This is a genomic window from Mesorhizobium sp. P2_A12 (assembly GCF_056405075.1).
Genome location: NZ_JBFUCU010000006.1, coordinates 40,255 through 63,176, shown reverse-complemented (window position 1 = coordinate 63,176; position 22,922 = coordinate 40,255). Strand labels below are relative to the sequence as shown.

The window sequence follows — 22,922 nt, the reverse complement described above, 5'->3', positions numbered from 1 at the left end:
TACCGTCCACCGCCAGATGAATTGTCTGTCGAAATGGTTCATTCGTCAGGTTGTCTCAGAGTTATCTCGCGCGCACGGTCATCTATGGACTTGCTAAGCCTATGAAATCGCACGCGTTCGACCTCATCGACCCCCGCGGTGCCTGCTGTAGGAGCAATTAACTCGACATAATCCAGCAGGTCCTTAAGGGTAGCATGCGAGGGGTAGGTCCACAGCCCCTTGGCCGCCAGCGCATCGTCGAAGATCAGTTGCGACAGATAGGTCTTGCCGAGCGCGCTTGCCTGTTTGGTTGGTTCGGACGATGACAGCACGATCATCTGCTTGTCATAAATCAACTGCCCAAGCCGCGCACCGTTGAACGGACCGGGCTTTCTCCCTTCCGCAACAACAGCAGATGCCGACGAACAGGTATCGACGACAAGGACGAGATGCCTGGCGTCGATCGCTGCAAATGACGTGGCGAGTTCGGCGTCAGTTATACCGCAACTGCAAAGCTTGCCGCCCCCGATGTCGAAATCAGGTTTGGTGTCCTGGGGCATGATCTCGAAAACGTTCTCATGGGTGACGCCGTGGGCGGCAACATAAAGAACCACCGAGTCGTCGGCACCAACAGGCTTGAGACGTTCGACGATCTCGCGCGGCCAGCCGTTCGTGTTCGCATTCTTTCCCGCAAGAATATCAAGAACGCCGAGGATGGTTTTCTTGTCCGCCGGTAGGACCGCTGGTTTGGGCTCTCCTGGTACGAGCCGTCCTGGAGAGCGGGCCTCGACTGGGACCTTGACGAGCTCGTAATGCAGACCGGCAAGATCAATCGCGCGAGGAAAACCGTCAAGGAATGCTTCTGCGCTGGCAACCGCGTGGCTAAGGACCAGAGTGCTATTGTCGTTCGAATTGATACCGACGGCAATGACGTACATTGTCTTGCTGAACGGCTGCCCGGCCTGCCGCTGCAGGGCAAAATGAAACGGCTTTGATGGCGCGGAGCGCAGTCCTGCGCTGTTGAAGGCGTAGGCGGAAAAAACGGTGTCAGAAACAGCCGGATCCCGTGGCAGCATCACGCCATAGGTCACCTCGACCGTCCCGTCTGAACCAATTTTCGCCTCGTGCGATTTTTGGATTTCTCCCGACGTTCCGGCCACAAGCTGCCCGTCACGAAAGAGCTTCAAGTTGAACACGGCTGTTTGTTGGCTGCCATTTGAGGACGCCGGTTTGACCTTGACGATGACCTCGCCTCGCGCCTGACCAATCAGCCGAACTGTGCTGATCGAGACTTCTGGGAGTTCCGCGAGCAATCCAGTGTCGGTCACGTTTGAGAGTTGCTTTCCTTGCAGCACAGTACCGATCAGGCCGGGAGTGAAGTACGGCTCCATCAATGCTTCGAACGATATCGAGCTCGTCAGATCTTGACCCGCCACGCGCCAACGAAAGTCACTCAGAGTATCGAAATTGTTGGAGTCGAAGCGGCCAGCTGGATCAATCGCGATCCAACTGCCATTCGATGTCTCGAAGACGCTCAATTTTGGCTCGAAGGTCGCTGCGTCGAATATGTCAATGCCAAGGTTGGCAACCAGCAACAACTTCTTGTCCGGACTGAACACGACGCGGCGCACATCCTCGTACGGCCCCCAGATTCGCCGCGGCGTACCGAATGCTGTTCCAGTCCGGGGCACGGCGATCAGCTTTCCGCCGTCCGCGCCAAGCACTAGGCTGCCATCCACGGGAGAGATCGCCAAAGTGCGCACTATCTGAGTTTCGGGATCGGATTCCCACTGGCTGATGGGTATAACAAGTTCGGGCTTCCCGCCGCTTCGGAAGGCAAAACGCCACACACCGTTCCGGCCGGCAAACAATACAGACCGATCATCCGTATCGAACACTGCGTCCATGACCAGGTCGTTGCCATTGAATTCCGCTATCGGTAGCGAAGTGCCGGATCGAAATACACGCAGGCCGTACTCGGTGCATTGGATGAAAAGATCGGAAGTTGGATGCGACACGAGACAGGTGGTGCGCGATTGCGACTCAGGCACATATTGAGTCTCGGTTTCGAATGAATCAGCACGCAACTGATATAGCGATCCGTATATGGTTGCGTAGAGGAGATGTTGTCCGTTTGCGAGATAGGCGATTTCGGACGCCGGATAGAGACTCCGTTTGATGCTGGAAACTTTGGTCGGTCCACTTGCCGACCAGAGGTTCAGTTCGAGGAGCGGAGGATCTACATCGTCATCGAGACGCTGGACCGTCAGCACGTTTCCATCCCTAGGATTTACCGCTAGGACTCGGCCCGCAATATTTACGTCGCGCCCGGATATCGCATCGAGCAATCTGATATTGGGCGGAGGTGGATCTACATCCATACGCTTAGGGCCAGAAATGGTGTTCGCAAGCGCAAGGGCAGTTGTTTCTCGCAGAAACGATATTTTGGCGCGACGCTCGAATTCAATTTTCGGATTCACCTGGCTTGAAATGACAGGCGACGGCACGCCCCCTTCTGCTGGGGCGCCTACGGCCCACACTGCGAAACTTCCGTCCCGGCAACCGACAAAGAGGTGATCGTCATCCAGAAAAGAAAGGACCAGCGTGTCCGTGCCGCCAAATCGATCGAAGGCAGCATGGAAGCTGGTGCGCTTTGAAGGATCGGGCAAGTACACGAGGTCGATGTTGCAGCCTGAATCCCCATGTGCCAGCCACGATTTGTTGGGAGACATCGCGAGCGCATCCCCATCTAGTCCATCGACTCTTGGCAAGGTTATCATAGGCTGAGCAGGCGAAAGCTTATCGTCGAGGATCGACAGCGCGAGCCGGCCCCGAATCGGGCCGGTCAATTTCAATTGAACGTTGTTTGCATCATCGAAGACGGCAAGCCCAAAAGCCGCCATTGGACTCCTGCCGATTTCCGTTAGCTTGCCCGTCTCCCAATTTATCACTGCCGTTCCTTCGACGTAACCGAAGAGCTTTTGATCGTTGCCGAAGAATTTCAGATTCAGTGGCCGTCGATCGTAAAGCGGGGAGCGTCTCAGCACCTTCCCGGTCTCGACGTCGACAGTAGCGACGTCAAAGGTTCCGTTGTTGTGCGATATAGAGAGAGCGAGTGTAGCCCCGTCAGAGCTAAGAGCGGCGTTTTCGATCCAGTCGGGCTCCGTTACAAAATTGGACAGGATCGCGCCGGTCGCACTTTGCAGCAATTCGCCACGCCGTATTTCCTGGGACGAGAAAATCGTTGCTCCGTTCCGGCTGATGGCGACTGCATTGATGGCGTTATCATGTTCTGGATAGCGTGCAACCGGCCGGCCGGTTTCAAGATTCCACAATATCACTACGCCGTCATCGCCTCCTGTCAAAAGCCAACGGTGGTCGGCGCTGACGACTGCGTCACGTACGGACCGGAGTGGCCGAAAGGTATGATCAATTGTGTCAGATCGGCACCCAGTGAAGGCCCTGTAGCCAGCAGCGCAATCACCAGAAAAACCCATTTTTTCAGGCGGCACACAGCACCCTCCTCGTCCAATTTCCAGTTAGCACAACGAAAGCAATTGTGCTGCTTCACCAATAGAATTCCTTTCCCCTGAGGAATACTAGAGCCTATTTTTACTGATGTGCTTCCCTGTTTTGCCGGCAGCCATAGGCTGGTGCGCTGTTTGCTGTCATAATCCAGAAGTCTGGAACGCGAGAAAGTGGAGTTTAGGCGTCGGTCCTGCCGGAAATTCGCAGCTTAGCCGCTCATCTGATCGCGTTTAGGCGGCGTTAGGAAGCGGACGTTCATCTCCAGACACCCGGCAGCAAGGTAGGGCGAGTCATGACGCTCTGGGCGTCATCGCGCGTCTTGCGTGATCCTATGCCCCGCGTGGCAGCGACTGAACATCGGCTTACAGCAGGAGCATCTGGAGTGATGATGAGGCATCTGAAGTCATCATAACGACGCCGGTGATCTTGTTCCACTGGCGACGGTAGCCTCGGTTTCATTGCATGCGATGCCCGCACGCCACAATTAGGATCTACGAAAGCCAGACCGAAAACCAGGACGAGAGCGTGACGCGGGCGATCGTTGGATTTTAGGTTCTCTATCCCCGATGTTTGAGAAAAAGTCAGAATAGCATTTAGAAAGTTGGAACCAAGGTTGGAACGAGCTCAACTTTTCCAACTTTCGCGATCAACGATCTCGAAGATAGTTTTAGGATTTCTCTATCGTGTGAGCACTTAAAAAGGGAGCAAGGATTCTTCCCTGCCCCCTTCTCTGGATCCACTCAGCCTTCCGAGGATGGTGGTGTGCAGGATGCTGTGCGGTCAGTCCTTCGGATGCGGACGAGAGACTGACGAACGTACCGGTGAGCAGCATGACGAGATCTATGCTGTATTCGTTGATACCCTGCGGGACGGTGACGTCCTCGTTGACGCGGCGCAGCTGGATACAGAACCAGGTATATCCATTTCATCGCCCGGCCGAAGTTTCGGATAGAGGCTTTGCAAGGTTGAGCAGGTCTTTGCGTACCGTCTCGGAATTCACGCTGTCGACGTTCTGGCCACCGACTTGACGGACGCTCCATCCTGTCGACGGGCGTACCGATCGGCAGGTTGAGGTTGCAGAAAAGGATCCATGGCAGGCCGGTAATGGAACTCGGGTCTGAGAACTGACGTCGTGCAAGGATTCTCATGGTGAGAATACTCCTATTGCTTCATGGGTGATGGTGGTTGGTTGGTTGCGCTATCGTTTGACCGATCCGCGAACCGAGGAAAGCGATATAGATCAGCTGCCGATCAGATCACTGCCTTTGAGGCAGGCTGCCGTCGTTCTCAATCGCGTTGGGGAGCCTCCCGAAATTGAACGGCGGGGACGTGGCCCTGAGGAGTTCGGCTTTAGCAACGTCGTCCGGCTTCCGAAGGGAGATGACGAAGAAGTTAGCAATCTTGGGTGCCATTGCCGGAAATATAGACCCTCGCCATATCGAAGTTGGATTTTCTATCTATTTTGAGCTGTCTCACTGAACCCAGGATGTGATGGCAACTCGGATTTCCCGGAAGCGGATCCGGTAGGTTTTAGGAGCGCTTTAGCGGGAACGAAAATCTGGTTCGGCTTAGGTTTGGTCGAAATGGACTGAGGATCGGATGGCTGGAGAGTTCGTCGTGGATCAGGCTTTCCTGCGGCGGTTGCCTGGAAATTCGGGCAGCAGGTTTCAACGATAGTTATGTATTTATGGAAGGCGCCTGCGACGGGGCATGATGATGCCTCCAATGGTTTGCTGATGATCCAAGAATTGGAAAGGTTGAAAGGCGCGAAGCGCTGGAACCAAGAGGACCATAGACAGAACCGAGAAGCCGATACGCCCTAGTCCAAGTTGGTTAGATTGATCGCTGACCGGAGCTCTTGAGCAGGGACGGCTCCTTTGGTGGCTTCACGCTTGGCATCACGACTGCCGCGGTGTCGGATAATTCTCCTCGATCGAGCCTCGGAAGCGTCGTGCCGAACCAGAAGAGTAGGGCAGTTTGAAATTCGACGGGAATGCAATATGCATTTCCCATATCGGGCCGACCTCCTATATGCTTAGCGGAGAGCATGGAGTTTGTGGATGGACACGCTTTCATTCGCTTCGAAGGCCGAATTCATAAAGCGGGCGAAGCAGTTGGCTAAATACCAGAGCTATGACCGCGTGCCAGTCGGCACGCAGACTTGGACCTATGGAGACGGCCACCAAAGCGAGACGGAATGGGGGCAACGTGACGGCACTGTGGCAAGCAATCTAGGCTACATGGCCAGCATCGGTAGCGGTGGGCTCAAATCGAAACGCGACCAGCATCTTCTCAATGACATCGACCTGAGAGGCGGCGTAACCATCACAATACATTGGAACGTATAGATGCCCACCGGACCTAAAGGCCAAAAGCGACCCGCCGACGTGATCGGCAACGCGGTTCGCGTCATGCGCATTGCCACAGGCGAGGAAGCCGACGACGTGATCGACGACCGCAAAGACCCTGGCGCCAAGGCACTTGGTGCGAAGGGCGGTAAGAAGCGCGCCGAGAACATGACGCCAGAGCGCCGCGCCGAAGCCGGGCAAGCGCGGTCCGTATAAGAAGCAGCCTAGTTAAACTCGTAGGCGCACTTACCGTGGTCTTTGTGATGAGGGTCGAAAAACACGATGCGGAGGCAATTCAGTTCGCGGACGCCGTAAATGCGAGTCCCTTGATCGAGCCGGAGAGAGAACAGCGTATCCGCGTGAATATTCCTCGCCTCTAGCCTCTCTTGAACGTCCTTCTTGAACTTATCCCTGGCTATGTGATGGTTGTTATTCCCGGATTTCCTGCCGCCGGCAGCTCTTAAGATCTCTTCCCACGTCATCGATTCGAAGTTGGCCAAATGGTCTTCAATATGGCTCCGGATATTTGCGACGTGCGATACGCAAGAATCGTGGCCAAAGGGGCCATCCCAATCAAAATCACTGAACCGCCACACGGGCTTCATCTTTAGGTAGGAATCAGGGTCCGCTCCGATCCGAACGGATTCGCCTCCGGGCTTCTTCTTGATTTTCGGCTTACCCATTAGTTCAAAGAGGCATAGTAGCGCTGCATAGCAGAGGCGGTGATTTCAACGTTACTCCTCTCGCCTGGCCTTGCTCCTCGTCTGGCGTCTATCCAAGGGTCTTCAGAGTGCGTGAGATCGCTGAGCCATTGGGCAGACTTGCCGCCGTAGAACTTCAATACGTTCTTGACCGTGCGCCGCTCACGCTTATCCAATTCCTCGGCATCGCCACGGGCGATTTTTGTGATCTTGAATTCGTTGGCGTGTTCACGCCACAACGCCGGGCAGACAGGACCATCCTTCCAAGCCTCGATCTTCTCTCTGAAGAGAGTGTGGTCGGCCCAAACGGTGTGCCAAGCTTGAGAATAGTACACGAGCTTTTGCAACTTCATGGCCGACAGATCACCCATCTCTTCCAAGATGAATTGGGCGACGTCGAAGCCGAAGAAGCTCCCCCGAGCTTCGAATCGGCACACTATGCCTAATGTGCAATACGCACAATATGGGGCTTTTGTGCGGCGCACAATGAAATGCCCCACACACTCCTGACAGCCGATAGGATGCGCGGTGAGCCTAAAGGAACCATTGACGGCCTGAACGGTTCCAAATTTCAAACTGAGACACTACCGCCGACTTCACTTGCATTGACCGCCGAAGGATGCAGTACGTCTCCGCGCAGCGCTTGGGCGATGCAGGCCGAGGCCGGCATGTGCTGCCCGTTGAACCAAGAAGGTCGACCGGCTGGGCGTCCAATATCCATAGGTTAGATAGCGCCGGGCCCGATGTGTCCGATTGAATCGAGCGCTTACGACGCTCGGCGGAGGCACTCGACACTGGGCTATCTGCGCAAAAATTGAGTGCGAGGAGGGAGCTATCTACCCTTTACCGTTCTACGGTCTGTGTCCCAGGAAGTGGCGGCAATGCTTGCCACCCCTGTTGGCTTGCAGTGGTGGTTCATCACCTTGTCGTGAGGATAGCGCGACGCGAATGGCGAACATCAAGACCGTAGCCATGTCGTGCCTCCATGGTTGAGGGTCATCTTGATCAAAGTCGCCCGAAGGCGCGAAGCGCCAGAACCAAGGAGAAGAAAACACCTGGAACCAGGAAGAAGACGGGGAAGGGTGTGATCGTGTGGCCAGAGCACCGGGGGGGTAGTTTGAACCAGTGGATGGCCCCCGGTGTGAATACAGCAGCTGAACGTCTGCATCACAAAATCCCTACTGCAAAAATTATATAGTATTTTCGCCAAAACCCGAGGCCATAATCTAAATAATGATTATCTAGATAATGCTGCGGAATAATGCCTGATAATGGAACCAGAAAGAAGAACCAGGGGGCTCCTATGCGAACCAGGTGAGCCGAAGCATCCCGAGGGAGTGAGCGCAGCGAACGACCGAAGGGTAATGCGGGAGGCGAATCCTGGTTCGCATTATATAGATAATATTAATATATAATATAATCTTTAATAATGAACCAGATAAAAGAGATAATGATTACCAAATATATGCGCAGTAGAAAATCCCATCAATTATTATCAAATCATTAAGTTAATTATTATATTTAATATGCTCAAGTGGGCTTTAGCCCAAGAGCTGGGTGAATCCTTTAGGATTTACCTATAGCTTCTTCCATCCGTCTTTTTCTTATCTTCTTTCTTCCAGAGGGAAGGGGGATAAGAAACTAGACAGGGGTAGGCCAGGGAAGGCGGGTCGGAATATGCCAACTATGGTAGGAAAATAATCCTAGCTTGTCAAATCGCCTTGGTTTCCAAGGGCTCCAGAAGAGACGTGTCTATCATTAATGGAAGGTAGGGCGAAGCCAGAAGCCCACGGCGACGTCGATCTCATACCAGTTGAGCTCGTGTGAGCCGGTAAGAAGAGTCGTGGCATTCGATCTCCAGCTCGGTCTGGCTTGCCGTCCCTGTCCATCATCATCGTCACGGGGAGAGTGACGAGTTCGCTGCAGTCTACACGGCAAGGCGAGCTTGTGTACGGCGCCTGGTGCTTTCACGTCGACCGTGTCCAGAAGGCTTCCCCTCTGGAACCAAGGGCACGAACTCCTCTTACCGAGACTTAGGAGTCCATACGAGCCGACTGAGCAGGAAGCATCCGGAGTGTGGTGCGGCGGGGCGGAGGATGATGCGGCGAGCATCCTGGCTCGGATTATCAGGAATAATGGGCCGGTGATTATCCTGATAATGCCCTTGATAATGAATGGGCTCCCAACCTGATCAGGCGAAAGAACCCTTCTGGATCTGATTATACCTTCGGTCATTCGTTTCTAGCTCACTCACTTACTCGCCAACTAACACCTCGCCAACTTACACATTTCCTTCACTCATCACTCGCTCAAGCGTAACTCACTCGCACATCACTCACTCACACATCACCCACTTTCCAAAGCCTCTCCGAATTGGAGGGAGGTGAATAAAAGATGCAGACGGTAGGCCGAAGCGTTTTGCCGCGACGGAAGAGGCCGCTCTAGCTTGCCGCCGAGGGGCGATACCCTGGTGAACTTTCTGGGTCGAAGTCCATAGATCCTCAGTGAAATGTGGGCCGTTCCCTGAATCCGGCTTGGCCCCTGAGTGCTCAGTCTTCGCCGGTGAGATCCAACGGTCGAACCTGAACTTCCGGTGAGACCACGTCCAGGCCCACAAAAGGTGACTTGGTTGGTAACGACCAGGTTGGAGGAACTTTTGGTGAGACCGTGTCCAGGCCCGCAAACGGAAAGGTTGGAGACGACTTGGTAGGAGACGACTGGGCTGGAGAAACTTCTGGCGGGACACCGGCTAGGTCAGGTCCGACATAGTCGGTCGAGGTCAGCGGTGCGCTGCCAGAGGCATCCCGGTCCCTGCCGACCTCCGTCTTTCTGGAATCTGCGTCACGGCCGACTTGCGGGCTAACACGCGATGAACTCGATTCCGATGGAACAGCGGTGTCCTCTTCGGAGCCGCTGTTTTCTTGCGGACTAGCGACAAGCAAATAGGGGCCCCTCTCGATCTTCCGAACCTCGTCACGCTTCACCAAGCGAGACAAAGCGTTGTAAACGCTACCGCTACTGCGCTGGAGATGGCCGATAATCTGGCGACTAGTCGCCCCTTTCGTTTGCGTCTGCAAGAACCGCTTAACCTCGTCTTCTATTGGCGAACGCCGCAGATGCTCAGACGGTAGGAGCCCGTCATCTGATGTGCTCACCCGCGACGTCAGCAGATCATCACCTATTAGCTCGCTGGCTCGTTCAGGGCCGATCACCTTGGCGACATCATTGAGCCACGCGTGCGTTTCGGCAGCCCGCTTCTGCAATACGGTGATTTGGGCCTGCCACTGTCGAAGGTCCTTCACGCGCTTTTGAACCTCGTTGACGGTGAGCAACATATCGAAAGTTCTCAACTTTACCTCTTCTCATTCATCGGGGACCTCGTTCGGTCGCGGCTTGTTCATGTATCCACTCGCGTAGCTGCGGCGCGGCAGGCGAAAGGTTGCGTGCACTACTACAGGTCAGGTAGTAGGTTCCTGGAACTCGAAAAATCAAGTCTGTCAGCCGTACCAGTTCGCCCCGCGCAAGCATTGGCGTGATCATACGATGCCAGCCAATAAGCCACGCCTTGGCATCTCGCTCACTCACTCGGGCTCTCACTCGCCAAACTTCGCTCGCGACACTCACAGTTGGAGGAGGAATAAAGGTCCGCTAGGCAGTGACCAAAGGCGATCCCCGGCGAACTTTCTGGGTCAATTACCATCAGCGATGTGAGCCACTCCCAGCATGTGCTTGGCTCCTCAGTGCTCAGTCTCCGCGGCGAGATCCAGCGGCTGGATTTGAACTTCCGGTGGGGCTGCGGCTGGGTCTGGGCCTGCGAAATTAATGCGGGAGTTTGAGTGTTAGGCGCGGCTTCGGTTGGATCCCGTGCGAAGATGCTCGGAGTTTGAGTGTTAGGCGCGGCTTCGGCTGGGGCGTCCGGATTCAGCTCTGGCGAGCTAAGACGTGCTTCACTCGATTCCGATGAAGCAGCGGTCTCCTCTTCGGAGCCGCTGTTTTCATTCGGAGGAGCGACAGGCGAATAATAGCTGCTCCCGATCTTCCGAAGCTCATGACGCTTCACCAAGCAAGACAACACGTTGTAGACGCTGTTGCTGTTGCGCTGGACCCCTTCTTCTGGGTCTTCAAGAACCTCCTAACCTCGTCTCCTATGGGGGAACGCCGCGGATTCTTCTCAGAAGGTAGGATCGCCTCATTTGATGTGCTCACCTGCGTCGGTAGCAGGCCATCACCAATTAGTTGATTGGCTCGTTGAGGACCAATCACCTTGGCGACAAGGTTGAGCCATTCCTGCGTTTCGGCCACCTGTTTCTGCAATGAGGTAATCTCGGCTTGCCAGTGTTGGAGGTCATTCGTGCGCTTTTGGACCTCAGTGGCGGTGAGTAGCACATCGGAATTGATAAAAAGAATGGCCATCACGAATCCTTAAAAAAGTCAGGAGACGATTACACCGCCCCGCTCCGCCTCCGCAAGATCGGGAGGAACGCACGTGAGTGCTAGGAGGTAGGTCGCGATATGAAGGGGGTAGGCTTCAGGGGGGCGGGCGAGAATCGTCGGCTGCTCTGAGGTGGGATGGTAAAAGCCATGCTAGGGAAGGTCGATTCACCCCTTTGGTTCCACCCTCTGTTCCTTGGGGGCAGCCTTTGTTGGCCAGGTAAGAGCCGATGTGCTGCATCATGGTGAGGACGTGCTGTGGCTACTTTCTGGATCCGCGAACGTTAGGCATCGCATTGCTCCTAGTTGAAGAATGATCCTGAACGGCTTAAGGGCGCAGCGTGAACCAGGGGGAGGGTAGCGGGTGTGGTTGGTGTGACAGCGGGGGGATTCCAGATGACGGGGACGCCCTCGGAGTGAATACAGCCCCTCTACGTAGCTATGGAGGCGTTCCTCATGGAGACGAGCGCTGAGGGATACGATGCCGCCCGCGAACGCGGCCGCCGTGTCCGCGATGATCACCTACGGCTGGGAGGTCACCCGTGCCGAGGACGAATATGTGCCGAGCATGGAATTCTCAACTGAAGGTCCCTATGCCATCTATCGCGAGACCGTCGCCCACTGGCAACGATCCGGCTTCGACGTGCTCGCCGAAGCCCAGGCGGGGAGAGAGCGGTGATCCCGCCTAATCCAAAGAAAGGCGTGTTTCTCGATCGCGCCAGGAGGGAGAAAAGGTGACCGAGTGCAGCGACATGGGTTGTCAGGAGAGGCCGTGAGCTTGGAAGACTGGATTCTCGAAAAGGGCCAAAAAAGGCTCGGGGGAGGGCAGGGAACTGTCGCCATGGTCCGACACCGAGTGGATGGCCGTGTTGGTGCCCTCAAACGCTTACACGACGCCAAGCCCACCGAGCGACGCTATCGATTTCTGACGGAAATAAGCGGCCTTCGCGCTATGACCTCTGATGGGATTCCCGCAGTCTATGAGGCGAATGAGACCGAATGGCAAAACCCCGATGCCGAACTCTATCTGGTCATGGAATTCATCGACGGCTCGACGATGCAGCAATTGGTCCAGAAGCGGCCGCCTACGTTGGATCAAGCGGTTGCAGCCACTCGCAAGATTCTTGCGATATTGGAAGCCGGCCACCGGCTGCCCCTTCTTCACAGGGACCTCAAATCTGACAACGTGATCATGCGCCACAATAAGTGGGAAGATCCCGTCTTGGTTGATTATGGGATCGCCTGGTATCGCGACCTTCCGGACGTAGGTTATCGGACACCGGAAGGCAAAGAGTACGGCAATCGCTTCTTGAGGCTTCCGGAGTTCGCTCCTGGAGGGAGGCACTATGACCTTCGCTCCGACGTTACGATGGCCGCAGGCCTGCTATACTTCATGCTGTCCGGCAAAGCACCCCGCACCATTATCGACGAAGATGGCTACCATCCTCACGAGCGGGCAGCCTCACCCATGCGAGCTGCAGTCTTAAAGGACCCACGATGGCACAGACTAAGCCGAATATTTCGGATCGCGTTTCAGCAAAGGATCGAAGCTCGCTTCCAAGATGCCAAGGAACTCGCACATCAATTGGATCAGCTGGACGGAGAAAAAAGCGTGCCCGAAGACGATCTTGATGCGGAGATCAGCCGATACAATGAAGTGATCAACTCAGCCGTTGCCAGGGAGCGCGCCGAGGCAGCTGAGCCCATGGAAAAGGCCAGCCAAGAGCTCTACGGGGAACTAAACAGAATTTGGACCAGCGCCGGGCTCCAGCAGGGGGGGCAGAGCCCGACATTCAAAAATGGTGGCGCTACGCATGAATTTTATTGTGTTGTTTCAAAACAAGGGCAATCCGATCCTACGGTATTATTTCGGCACAAAATAGAGCTGCTTGACGGTCGCTTGCGTGCGACCTGGTCGATCGGGGACGCAACACCGCCCATCCTGATGTTCAATGGATCATTTGCCGATGGCGAAGGCCTTCGCGAGGCGCTAGCAAAATCAGCCCGCAATATGGCGGGCGCCGTCATCGGGGCGCTTACAGACAAGCTGACCCCGCAGTCCGACCTAAAACCGTTCTTTCAATAGCAGGTGGTTGGAAGGCCGACCATTCTAGGCCGAAGCTTCGTTATAGTAACTCGCCTCGATTTAACATAATGGATATTATGAGAGGCTAAGTTTCCTATGTCGTTATATAATGTTAGTTCCATAATAAACTCATTGGGTGTTGCGGGCGCAAGCCATGCCTCTGCGTACGTGCTTGTCTACATGGGCCATTAGCGCAAGTGTGAGCTTTTCAAGCGCATTCTCGCCCCTCCTAGACGGCAGCTTTTGGATAGAACTCTGCTTTAGCGGACAGTACGGTATCGGCGCCAACCCGGTCATCCGCTGCGTTGCCAACCACGGGAGCTATTGGGCATAGCGTACAACTGTCATCAATTGCGTCAGGTCAAAATCCGCAGGTTCAGTGTGAAAACCCAATTTCACACTGATACCGTGGTCGGGAACACATGGAGTCTACGTGGAACGACCGGTGTAGCGTATCCTTACGCTGAAACGGTAGCGGCCCTTAGCGTGATATGTCACTTTGACGCTGAGACCGTGTCCCCGTTGGACCAATCCAATGCTGGCAGAACGGATTTTTCCCGGTGACCTTGGAGGAATATTTTTACTACCGATAGATGGTCACCGAACTCGATCCGGACGCAATGAAAAAGGTGGAGACGAAAATCTCCTCCGGCCGAGGCAACCGATTTCGCGTTGAGGGTCTCATACGTCATCCTCAACAGTGGGATGAGGTGGACGGTTGCCACAGACATCTGGTCACGGATGAAACCGTCTTTGATCAAAACGGGAGGTGGGAGATATGTTTGGTCACCCGGGAAAGAAAAGGTCCATCAACCAGGTAATGTCGAACCGAACGAAATACTTCGAGAGTTTCCTAGCGGCGTGGGCAAACGTACAGGATGAGGTAGTTGAGTCTTGCAAGTCCCTTCCTCACATTGGCGGGATCACAAAATATCATCTAGCTAAAGAATCTTGGAAGGGCCAGAACGGCCGCAGATTCTCATGGGTGGACGGCCGCAGCCTCGACGACGTAGAGAAGATGCGCGCAAGAAGATGAAGCCTAAATCAGATGGCTGCATTATCTGCCATCCTTGATCCCGAGGGGGGACATGAACCAGATTCACAGAAATCCACTGGTAGACTACCTGCGGACCTACGGCCCGCTGGCGGCGTCCGATTCCATTTACGACGAACACGTGCTGAAATCCGCAGCCGACAACGGCGTCAGCGCCATCGAGGTGAGCAGCGCCTTGCTCGACGGGCTTATGCGGAACTTCACGGGAGCATCTCCTCGCAATGTCATCCTGACCGGTACCGCCGGGGACGGCAAGACCTGGCAATGCAGGAAAGTATTCACCTCGCTCGGCGGCAGCCTGGCGAGCTGGAACGCCGCGGACGGCATGATCGAGCTGGCCCTTCCTTCCGGCGGGACCTTGGTAACCGTCAAGGACCTCAGCCAGTTTCACGATGACCCGAGGCAGGACGCGATTTTCGAAGGACTGGCGAAGTCGATCCTCGGGGAGGATACATCCACGTGCTATCTCGTGGCGGCCAACGACGGGCAGCTGCTGAGGTTCTGGCGCCAGCACGGATCGAAGGGCGAGCAGATTGCGGGGATCGAAACGGGCATCAGGGTCATGCTCGACACGGGCAAGACGGAACACGGAGGCCTGAACCTCAGCCTCCACAATCTGAGCGGCCAGCAGCACGACGTCCTGTTCGACGACTTGGTCACCCAGATCGTCGAACATCCTGAATGGGCGGCCTGCGAAGGGTGCGGCCTTTACAAAACCAGCAGCTGCCCGATACGCCGGAACCGGGCGCTGCTCGCCGACCGCGGAGCCGCCTCCATGCGGTCGAGGCTCGGCGACCTCATCAGGATCGCGGCCGCGAACGACACCCACCTGCCGATGCGCCACATACTCGTGCTCATCGTCAACGTGCTCCTCGGGGTCTCTGACCGCAAGACCACGCTCATGACGTGCGGGGCGGCGCACCTGCTGGCCGCCGAAGGCGAGGCCGTCCGGTCCAATCCGTACGACAACGTCCTCGGGCTCAATCTCAAGGCAAACGAGAACCGGGATTATCTCGCCTTCACGGTGTTCGAGAACGCGGGGATCGGTCTGGAGACCAACAACGAAATTGACACCCTGCTCATCGAAAAAGAGCCGCCGGACGTCCATGCGATGTACGTCGCGTCAGACCCGGTGCACGGAGAACCGTTGTTCGAGCCTGCGCGGGTGAACTACAGGCGGGGCACGTACGACGACTTCACCGTCTTCCAGAGGGCACTCGAGGCGCAGCGCAGGCGGTTGTTCTTCGTGCTGCCCCCGTCAACAAAGGAAGCGGAAGTCGACCCGTGGAGGCTGACGGTGTTCAGGCACGGCGGGCAGTACATCGACTTCTGGAAATCCCGCTGCAGGGGAGGGCCTTCCGAGCACATCAAGAGCAGGCTCGTGATAGGCCTCAACCGCAGCTACTCGGGCACGATGTGCGACGACTCCAACGTGCTGTGGCTGACGGGTCCCGCGGCGAACACGCAGAGCAGGGTAGGGCGCATCCTCGACTTCGAGATTCCGGTTGGCCAGGACGTCGGCGGCCCGGTGCAGTTCGATCTCGTGCCGGACGGCAGGACAGGAAGGCCCAAGATGTCGATCGGCATCCGTGAACGGTTCAGCGACCCGTTCACGGAAGTGGCTGACCACAAGCTGTCGCCGCTCCTTTTCGAGTACCTGATGCGGGTCGAGCGGGGCAGCCTGCCGGGGAGCTTCTCCCGCCAGTGCTTCGAGGAACTCCGGCAGTTCAGGCTGCGCGTCATGGCCCGCCTCCAGCAGGCGCGGCTCGTGAGGAGGGAAGACCTGAAGAACATGCGCGTCGTCCGCCTCGGCGACGACGGGCGGCTGCGGGCGGATTCGCTCGACATCGTGGCGGCGGAGTGAACCCTATGGACAAGAATTACCTCGAAGGCGCGCTCGAGCCGCCGACGGAACAGTTCGCCAAGGGGACGGACGTATGGCTCGAGCAGCAAGTTTGGGGACATCGGCTCTACAACGACCAGACCCCGTGGTTCCTGCTGCTCGAAGCGCTGGGGATCATGTCCTTCAGGAACGCCGACAAGAACTTCGACCGCATCCTTCCCGGCCTTGGCGAAGGCGGCAAGCACGAGCGGTTCAGCTACAGCCTCGCGCCGCGCCGCGAGCTGCGGACCATCCTGTTCAAGGACAGGCACATCGACGAAATAGCCGACAGCGACGAGTTCGGCTCCGACAACACCCGGTGGAGCAAGTGGTTCGAGCGCATCGGCACGAACGGCGAGGCCAAGTTCTACCTGAAGGAGAGGTTCACCCGCTTTTCCTCCTTCAGGAACGCCGTTGTACTACTGCGTAGCGCCGAGATCGAGAGCGGACGCAAGCGGCGCGCCACTTCCCGGCACCTCGCCCCCCGCGGGCCCGCGATGCTGGCCGCTGACTTCGGGGAGAAGAAGACCGAGAAGGCGGACAAGGACCGCCGCTTCTTCTCCCGCGGCGGCGAACTGCTCTACATGATGCTCAACCGCAGTTCGCTGAGAGACAGCCTCGAACCGTTGATCGAAAGCCGGCTGCTCACCGAGAACAGCCGATGGAACGGCTTGGCCAAGGTCTTGCAGCCGCAGGAGCAGGACGCGCCCCTCGACTTCGACCTGGGCTACCTTCCCCTGCCGTCTCACCGCGCCTATGAAAGGATCGCCCAGGACTGGTTCAACGTCCTGTCGCTTTCGGAGCTGCCTGACGACAACCTGCCCGAGCCGCTCATGCGGCTGACCGGGTTCGGCATCATCCGTTACATGATCGAAAGAGCGGCCGAAACGCTCGGGTCCGAGCCGCCGCCGATCCCTCTGGACATGGTCAGCACGTCGACCGTCGGGGTGAAGCGCATTTCCCAGGACTGCTTCAGGCGGCACAGGGACATGACCCGGACCGCGATCGAGCGGCTCACGGAGGAGTTCGCCGCTTCCGCCGAGTGGAAGGCTGCGCTCGAGATGCCCCATAAGGTGCGCGCCGCCAACGAGATCGTCGAAAAGCGCTTCGGCTTCACCTGGGGCGACAGCGACCAGCGCCCGGAACCCGAGCAGTACCCGGAGCACATCGCCAGGGAAGCGCTCGAAGACCACGACCAGCACCTCGGGCGCGTTATCGGCTTCTACGCCGAGCAGATTGGCCTCGCCGTCGCCGTCCGCGGAGCGGGCCGCTGGTACGCCGCGAGCGACGGCCTGCTCGAGGCGCTCGTCCTGGCCAACGTCAGGGAACCCGTCGAGTTTGAGACTTTCCTCCGGACGCTCTGGGACCGTTACGGGCTCGTCGCGGGTTCGGAGGTCGGCCGAGAGGCGTTCAAGGCGGCCAATTACGGGCACTTCAAGGCCAACCAGAGGCTGCTGGAAGAGCGCCTGCGCGTCCTCGGCCTCGTGCACCGTCTTTCCGACGATTGCGCTTTCGTCCATAACCCGTTCTACGAGGTCCGCCGATGAACCTGTCCGTGTCCGCATCCACAACCGAAAACGAACAGGCCGTGGCGCTTGTCGCGGACGTTTCGGTCGCCCGGATCGAAAGCGAGATGCTCGACAGCCCCGGCAGGAAGTCCCTGTTCTCCATCGTCGACCTTCCGCCAGACCTGACGTGCGCGGTGGCCAGGCAGGTCGCGGCCCGCATCCCAGGCGCGGAGGTGTACGTCAACCCGGCGCTGCAGGACGGCACCCTGCCTCAGTCCATGCTTTCGAACTACAGCGCGACGCATTTCCGGAACATGGAGCGCCCTGCGGGCCAAGGCGCGATCCTGTTCTCGGTCACCACCGACCATCTCGACGTGGTGGGAGCGACCGTTAAGGAGATCAAGCAGATTTCGGAGGAAGCCCTGTCCCAGGCTCCAGGACTCTGGATTTCCATGTGCCCGGAACTCAAGGACCTGCCAGCGCGCCACCGGGAGAACGTCTGCAACTTCGTGCGCGGCGCCTTCGCCGCGGGCCTCGTCGTCGACGGGCTGCCAATGCTTTCGAAGTTCATGCTGAAGCTAAACGCCGAGCACCAGAAGAACGCGCGCATCGAAAAGGCTCTCGACAACGCGCTGCCCGCCTTCCGGATTCCGGCGGGAGCCGGGCGGTTCAAGGGCTTCGCCCCGAAAGGCCGCATCAAGAGCGTGGAGAAGTGGAGCGAGGAGCTTTCCGAACTCCACCGCAAAGCAGAGGACGCGCTCTATCTCAGGAACGACCGCGGCGCTCCGCTGGACCGGGCCGTCCTGAGGGAGAGGATCGGCGAGCTGTTCGCGAACGCCCGCATGCGGCGGGAAGAGATGGACGTCCTGATCGCCCTCGTCGACGACGACAGCATCCAAGCGGGAAGCTGGAGGCCGTCGCAGGAAGCCGCGGCCCGGCTGCGCTGGGAAGTTTTCGAGCCCGTTCTGAAAATCAGCAAGTCGGCCACGCGGATCAAGCTGTCACAGGCCTCGTCCCTGTTCTTCAAGACCAACTTCCCGGCCGTCCTTGAGGAAGAGGACAAACACCTCCTCGAAAACGACATCATCGAGACCGGCGAGGCCGACGACGCGGAACGCGAATTCTTCTTCAAGTACAGGGAGACGCTGAAAGAGGACAAGAAGCTCCTGAAGCGATGGGAGGCCTTCATCTTCCGCAAGACGGAAGAGCATCCGAACCTGCTCTCGGGCATCCTGCTCGCTGCTGCCGACCTCGTCGGCGCTGTCGACGCGATGCCCGATAAGCCCGTCCTCGTCCTCCGGCTCGAGGGAGCCGACAAGGCGAGCTACTGGAAACACAAGAACGCCGACATCTGCCGTTTTCTACGGGACAGGTTCAGGGGCCTGCCCGAACTCCTGGCGCCGACGATCTCCTGCGACTTCGGCATCCTGTGGTCGCACTCGAACGTATGGGACGTCGGCAAAGCGAGCGAGAAGACGTCCCTCGTGTCCCGGCAATTCAAGTTCGACATCTGCCTAGTCTCGGCCGACGACCTTGGGTCCAAGGACGTGTTCAAGGTGGCGCAGTACGCCACCCAGCTGATCTGGACCATGCCTGCGAACTCGTTCGCCAACGCCTACACAGCGAACATGTCCGAAATTGCAAACCAGGCCGGGGATCTGGCGCTGCTCGGGACAGGCAGCTTCACGCGCTCGCAAAGGACCGACCGGGTCGTGGACGGCATCATCGACCTGCAGAACCGGGCGACCGTGCAGGACGTGTTCGATTCGCCGCAGGGCACTCTCGTCAACATGAACGACGCGGCGCTCGACGAGGGCGCCAAGTTCATGGCGGCGCTCGACAGGCTCGAGGGAGAAGTCCTGCTTCCTGCCGACGCGACCCGCATCAGGGATGCGTTCTTCCGATTCCGCGAAAGCTACACGCAAGCCGTCCGCGCCTTCACGTCGGACGGAGGGCAGGGCCTCATGGACGAGGCGCTCTACGAGCAGTCTGCCCTGTACGGCGAGGTGCTCGCCCTGCTCAGGTCATCCGCAAGGAACGACGACTCCAGAAAGCTCCTCTGGAAGCCGGTCCTGTCGATCGGGATGGCCCATTCGATGGACAGGCCGAGCGTGGCGATCTCCTGCCCCTGGCATCCGTTCCGGCTCGCGGAAGCGAAAGCCAAGGCTGGGAAGGTAGCCGGGGCGCTCAAGCAGCTGCTCGTGTCGGGTGGCAACGGGGCGGACCTGCGCACTTATGCACGGAGCGTCACCGACGCCATCGGCCGGGCGTGGCATCCGGCCATGACGCTGGTGCCCGGCGTCGCCGACCAGAAGCTGCTGATCGAGACCGAGGACTTCGCCGACTACGCGCTGCTCGAACCCCCGACGCTGGACGAGGGGGCCGAGGACGCGTTCGACGGTTACTCCAAGGAAGCCACCGCCGCCCTACTGGACCAGGCGCGCGAGTACCTCGACCTCAACCCGCACGAGCGCGCCAACTTCTCAGTCGTCCTTTACAACGCCGATAACCGCGACCTGCCGTCCCGGCTTGCGGACCAGCTGGCGAGGAAGATCGAGGCGGAGTCGGACCTGCGCTGCGACCTCATCCTGACGCACACGAACCAGCACAGGCTGCGCCAGATCTACGCCGAGCAGAACGTCACGATCAGCAGGGAACTGGACGGCGTGCTCGCCAGCGAGGCGGCGCAGACCTTCCTTTCGCGCCTTCGCGTCGGGTTCCTGGACGTCGACGCCGTGGGGAACGGAACCACGGCTCGCAAAGCCGACATCGTGCTCCTTCACGACGTGATCGCGCGCGGCGCGAAGACAAGCTGGCGGCGGATGGCGGCTCCGAAGGGCGGCGTGTGGCCTTCGTTCGCCGAGCACCTGCCTGACGAGGAGACGCGGCGGCTTTCCCACGGCATGGGCGAACGCAAGAGCGAGACCCTTCTCGTCCCCGCCGTCAGGCCGCTGGAGGTACAGCGCTACGTCGACGTGATCCATGACCTGCACCGCGACGAGAAGGAGGACAGCTCCGAGCACTTCGTTCCGGTGCGCGAGGTCAATTTCGACGATCTCAAGATCGCCGACGCGATCAACCGGGCTCACGGCGTGGCGGAATGGGTGGTCACTTTTGACGCCATCGCCAACGAGCAGCTGCTGAAGAACAACAACATCAACGTCATCAGGAACATTGCCTGGCCGGGATCCAGCCACAACGTGATCGTGTCGACGAAGAAGACGAGCATCCCCTTGAAGGACAGGCTCGCTAAGCAGCTCGCCGAAGTCACGCCCAAGTCCGGCTCTGAGGCCCGGCGGTTCGCCGACGCCTGCATCAACGAGGCCGCCTCCATTTCGGGGCGGGTGGTCCTGAGGGCGGCGCGCCAGGAGAACCACGCGCTCGAGCTTCTCGGCTTGCTTCTCAGCAAGCAGGTGCTCGTCGCGTCGCTTCCCGAGGGCATCGCGCCCGTCGCATGGCTGCAGCTCGACGACTTCGCGGAACCGCTAGGGCTGAAGAGCAAGAAGAAGGCCGACATCCTCGCGCTCTGCGTGGGCGAGGAGGACGGCCTTCCCGTCCTCGACATGCACGTTATCGAAAGCAAGTTCGTTGGTCAGGCCGGCGAAGCCGAAGAGGCGGCAAAGTCCCTCGACCAGACCAAGGCGACCACGGTGGACCTGAAGGATCGCATCGTGCTCGATGGCGACGTCCTCAACCGCGGCCTCTGGCGCTCGCGGATCGCGGACCTGCTTCTCGAGCATGGCATATTCCCCCGCTCGGTGGCCGACCGGGACGCCCGTTCGTGGGCGAGCATGATCCGCGGCGGCGCAGCCAACATCCGTATCCGTGGGATGTCGCTCGTGTTCGTGCATGACTGCGTCCTGGGCAAGCCGACGCCTAACGTGCCCGCGGAGGAAGAACTCAGGCAATACATCTTCGACCGCCCGGAGATCGCGCGCATCTTCAGGCATTTCGAGAACCCGCGCTCGGAAAAGCCGCTGGCGGTGCGACTGCCCGACCCGGCCTACTGCGGCAAGCCTCCTTCAAGTGCGGAAGCGGCGTCAGGCGCGGCCGCCCTGCCCGAACAGGCTACCGCTCCCGAACCGGAACTGCCGCCGCTGGACCTGTCTGCCGCAGTCCAGGAACCTCTATCGCCCCCGGTCGCAGAGCCGGCCGCCGAGGCGCCCGCTTTCGACGAAGCGGCCGGCCGCTATCCTCTGTCTGTCCGGAAGTACATCGAGTCAGTCACGGCGGCGGTGGCGGGCGAGAACGCCAACGCATGGCTGGCCGACGTCAAGGTCAAGCTGAGGCAGGCGCTCAGGAGCTATGGCCTCGATACCGAGATCACGGGCGACCGTCTCACGCCGAACGCTGCCATGGTCAAGTTCAAGGGCAACGACACGATGACGGTCGCCAACGTCGAGAAGCGCCGCGAGGTGCTTCAGACTTCGCACAGCCTGGTGGTGACGGACGTGCGCCCCGGCAGCGGCGAGGTGCTCGTCATGGTGCGGCGGCCCACCCGCAGCATTCTTTCCCTGGCTGAACTCTGGAAGCGGCGGACGCTGCAGGCGACGGCCCCCGTGTCCAATGGCAGTTTCCTCCTCGGCGAACGGGAGGACGACGGCGAACTGCTCTACCTCAACATCTTCGGGGAGAACGGGGGCCAGCCGCAGCACGGGCCGCACACGCTGATCGCGGGCGAGTCCGGCGGCGGCAAAGGCGTGCTGACGCGGAACATCCTGCTTGACCTCCTGGCGACGAACTCGCCACGGAACGTCAGGGTGCGTTTCGTCGACCCGAAGTTCGGCGCCGACTACCCATGGCTCAGGAGCATGCCCCACCTCGACGGCGGCATCGTCACGAACCAGGAAGAGGCTATAGCGACGCTCGAGGAGCTGGTAGCTGAAATGGACCGCCGCTATGCGGAGATCACTAAAACGTCGCCGAACATCGAGAAATACAACCAGAAAGTCGAACCTGAGGGGAGGCTGCCTCGCATCTTCCTGTTCCACGACGAGATCGGCGACTGGATGGCCGACAAGGGCAGCCCGTATCCCGACGCGGTCTCCAGCCACGTCGTCAGGCTCGCCTCGAAGGCGCGGGCCGCCGGCGTGCACCTTGTTCTCATCACCCAGCGGCCTGACAAGGACGCCATGCCTTCGCAGATCAAGGCGAACGTGGGCAACAAGATCTGCCTGAAGGTAGCGTCCAACGTGAACTCGCGCATCGTCCTCGACGAAGGCGGGGCCGAGCAGCTTCTCGGCATGGGCCATTTCGCGGCGAAGCTCGCCAACGAGGTGCCCATGGGCCAGTCCACCCTGATCATCGGCCAGTCGCCCTTCATCGACGACGACGACGCCTGGGATTTGGCGGCGGCGATCACGGATCACTGGGGCAAGGCCGGATAGGGCGAGCGCCGGAGGAGG

The 22,922-nt window shown here is 58.6% G+C and carries 13 protein-coding genes; 7 read left to right on the top strand and 6 right to left on the bottom strand.

Translation table 11 applies throughout. The annotated features are described in order from the left end of the window. Positions 1-38 precede the first annotated feature (38 nt). Entirely contained in the window at positions 39-3,413 is a 3,375-nt protein-coding gene (locus tag AC1DZU_RS15880) for a WD40 repeat domain-containing protein (RefSeq protein WP_477286476.1), read from the bottom strand. Beyond that, entirely contained in the window at positions 3,341-3,550 is a 210-nt protein-coding gene (locus AC1DZU_RS15875) for a hypothetical protein (protein WP_477286504.1), read from the bottom strand. The genes AC1DZU_RS15880 and AC1DZU_RS15875 overlap by 73 nt, the downstream gene beginning before the upstream one ends. A gap of 2,017 nt (positions 3,551-5,567) precedes the next feature. On the opposite strand from AC1DZU_RS15875, the gene AC1DZU_RS15870 reads away from it, so the two are divergent. Then, positions 5,568-5,855, top strand: coding sequence for a hypothetical protein (locus tag AC1DZU_RS15870; protein ID WP_477286161.1), 288 nt, complete (start codon positions 5,568-5,570; stop codon positions 5,853-5,855). Further along, complete coding sequence (locus AC1DZU_RS15865; RefSeq protein WP_477286159.1) at positions 5,856-6,071, top strand: RNA-binding protein; 216 nt, start codon at positions 5,856-5,858, stop codon at positions 6,069-6,071. Positions 6,072-6,079: 8 nt separating this feature from the next. Here the strand turns inward: AC1DZU_RS15865 and AC1DZU_RS15860 are convergent, their stop codons facing one another. The 4 genes from AC1DZU_RS15860 to AC1DZU_RS15845 form a co-directional block, all read right to left on the bottom strand. After that, the gene (locus AC1DZU_RS15860) at positions 6,080-6,538 is read right to left on the bottom strand and encodes a hypothetical protein (RefSeq protein ID WP_477286157.1); all 459 of its coding nucleotides are present in this window, start codon (positions 6,536-6,538) and stop codon (positions 6,080-6,082) included. Further along, a complete protein-coding gene (locus AC1DZU_RS15855) occupies positions 6,538-6,927 on the bottom strand; it encodes a Panacea domain-containing protein (protein WP_477286155.1) in 390 nt (129 codons plus the stop codon). The genes AC1DZU_RS15860 and AC1DZU_RS15855 overlap by 1 nt, the downstream gene beginning before the upstream one ends. A 2,178-nt stretch (positions 6,928-9,105) precedes the next feature. After that, complete coding sequence (locus tag AC1DZU_RS15850) at positions 9,106-9,891, bottom strand: hypothetical protein (RefSeq protein ID WP_477286153.1); 786 nt, start codon at positions 9,889-9,891, stop codon at positions 9,106-9,108. Between the two features lie 721 nt (positions 9,892-10,612). Then, complete coding sequence (locus AC1DZU_RS15845) at positions 10,613-10,969, bottom strand: hypothetical protein (RefSeq protein ID WP_477286151.1); 357 nt, start codon at positions 10,967-10,969, stop codon at positions 10,613-10,615. Positions 10,970-11,468: 499 nt separating this feature from the next. Between AC1DZU_RS15845 and AC1DZU_RS15840 the strand changes: the two genes are divergently transcribed. The 5 genes from AC1DZU_RS15840 to AC1DZU_RS15820 all read left to right on the top strand — a co-directional run bounded on the left by AC1DZU_RS15840 (position 11,469) and on the right by AC1DZU_RS15820 (position 22,904). Next, positions 11,469-11,666: a hypothetical protein gene (locus tag AC1DZU_RS15840; protein ID WP_477286149.1), complete on the top strand. Its 198-nt coding sequence runs from the start codon at positions 11,469-11,471 to the stop codon at positions 11,664-11,666. 93 nt (positions 11,667-11,759) lie between these two features. Continuing rightward, entirely contained in the window at positions 11,760-13,073 is a 1,314-nt protein-coding gene (locus AC1DZU_RS15835) for a serine/threonine protein kinase (protein WP_477286147.1), read from the top strand. Positions 13,074-14,161: 1,088 nt separating this feature from the next. After that, complete coding sequence (locus AC1DZU_RS15830) at positions 14,162-15,991, top strand: hypothetical protein (protein WP_477286145.1); 1,830 nt, start codon at positions 14,162-14,164, stop codon at positions 15,989-15,991. Positions 15,992-15,996: 5 nt separating this feature from the next. Continuing rightward, positions 15,997-17,556, top strand: a complete 1,560-nt coding sequence (locus AC1DZU_RS15825) for a hypothetical protein (RefSeq protein ID WP_477286143.1) — start codon at positions 15,997-15,999, stop codon at positions 17,554-17,556. Beyond that, positions 17,553-22,904, top strand: coding sequence for an FtsK/SpoIIIE domain-containing protein (locus AC1DZU_RS15820; protein WP_477286141.1), 5,352 nt, complete (start codon positions 17,553-17,555; stop codon positions 22,902-22,904). The genes AC1DZU_RS15825 and AC1DZU_RS15820 overlap by 4 nt, the downstream gene beginning before the upstream one ends. The last annotated feature ends 18 nt before the right edge of the window (positions 22,905-22,922 follow it).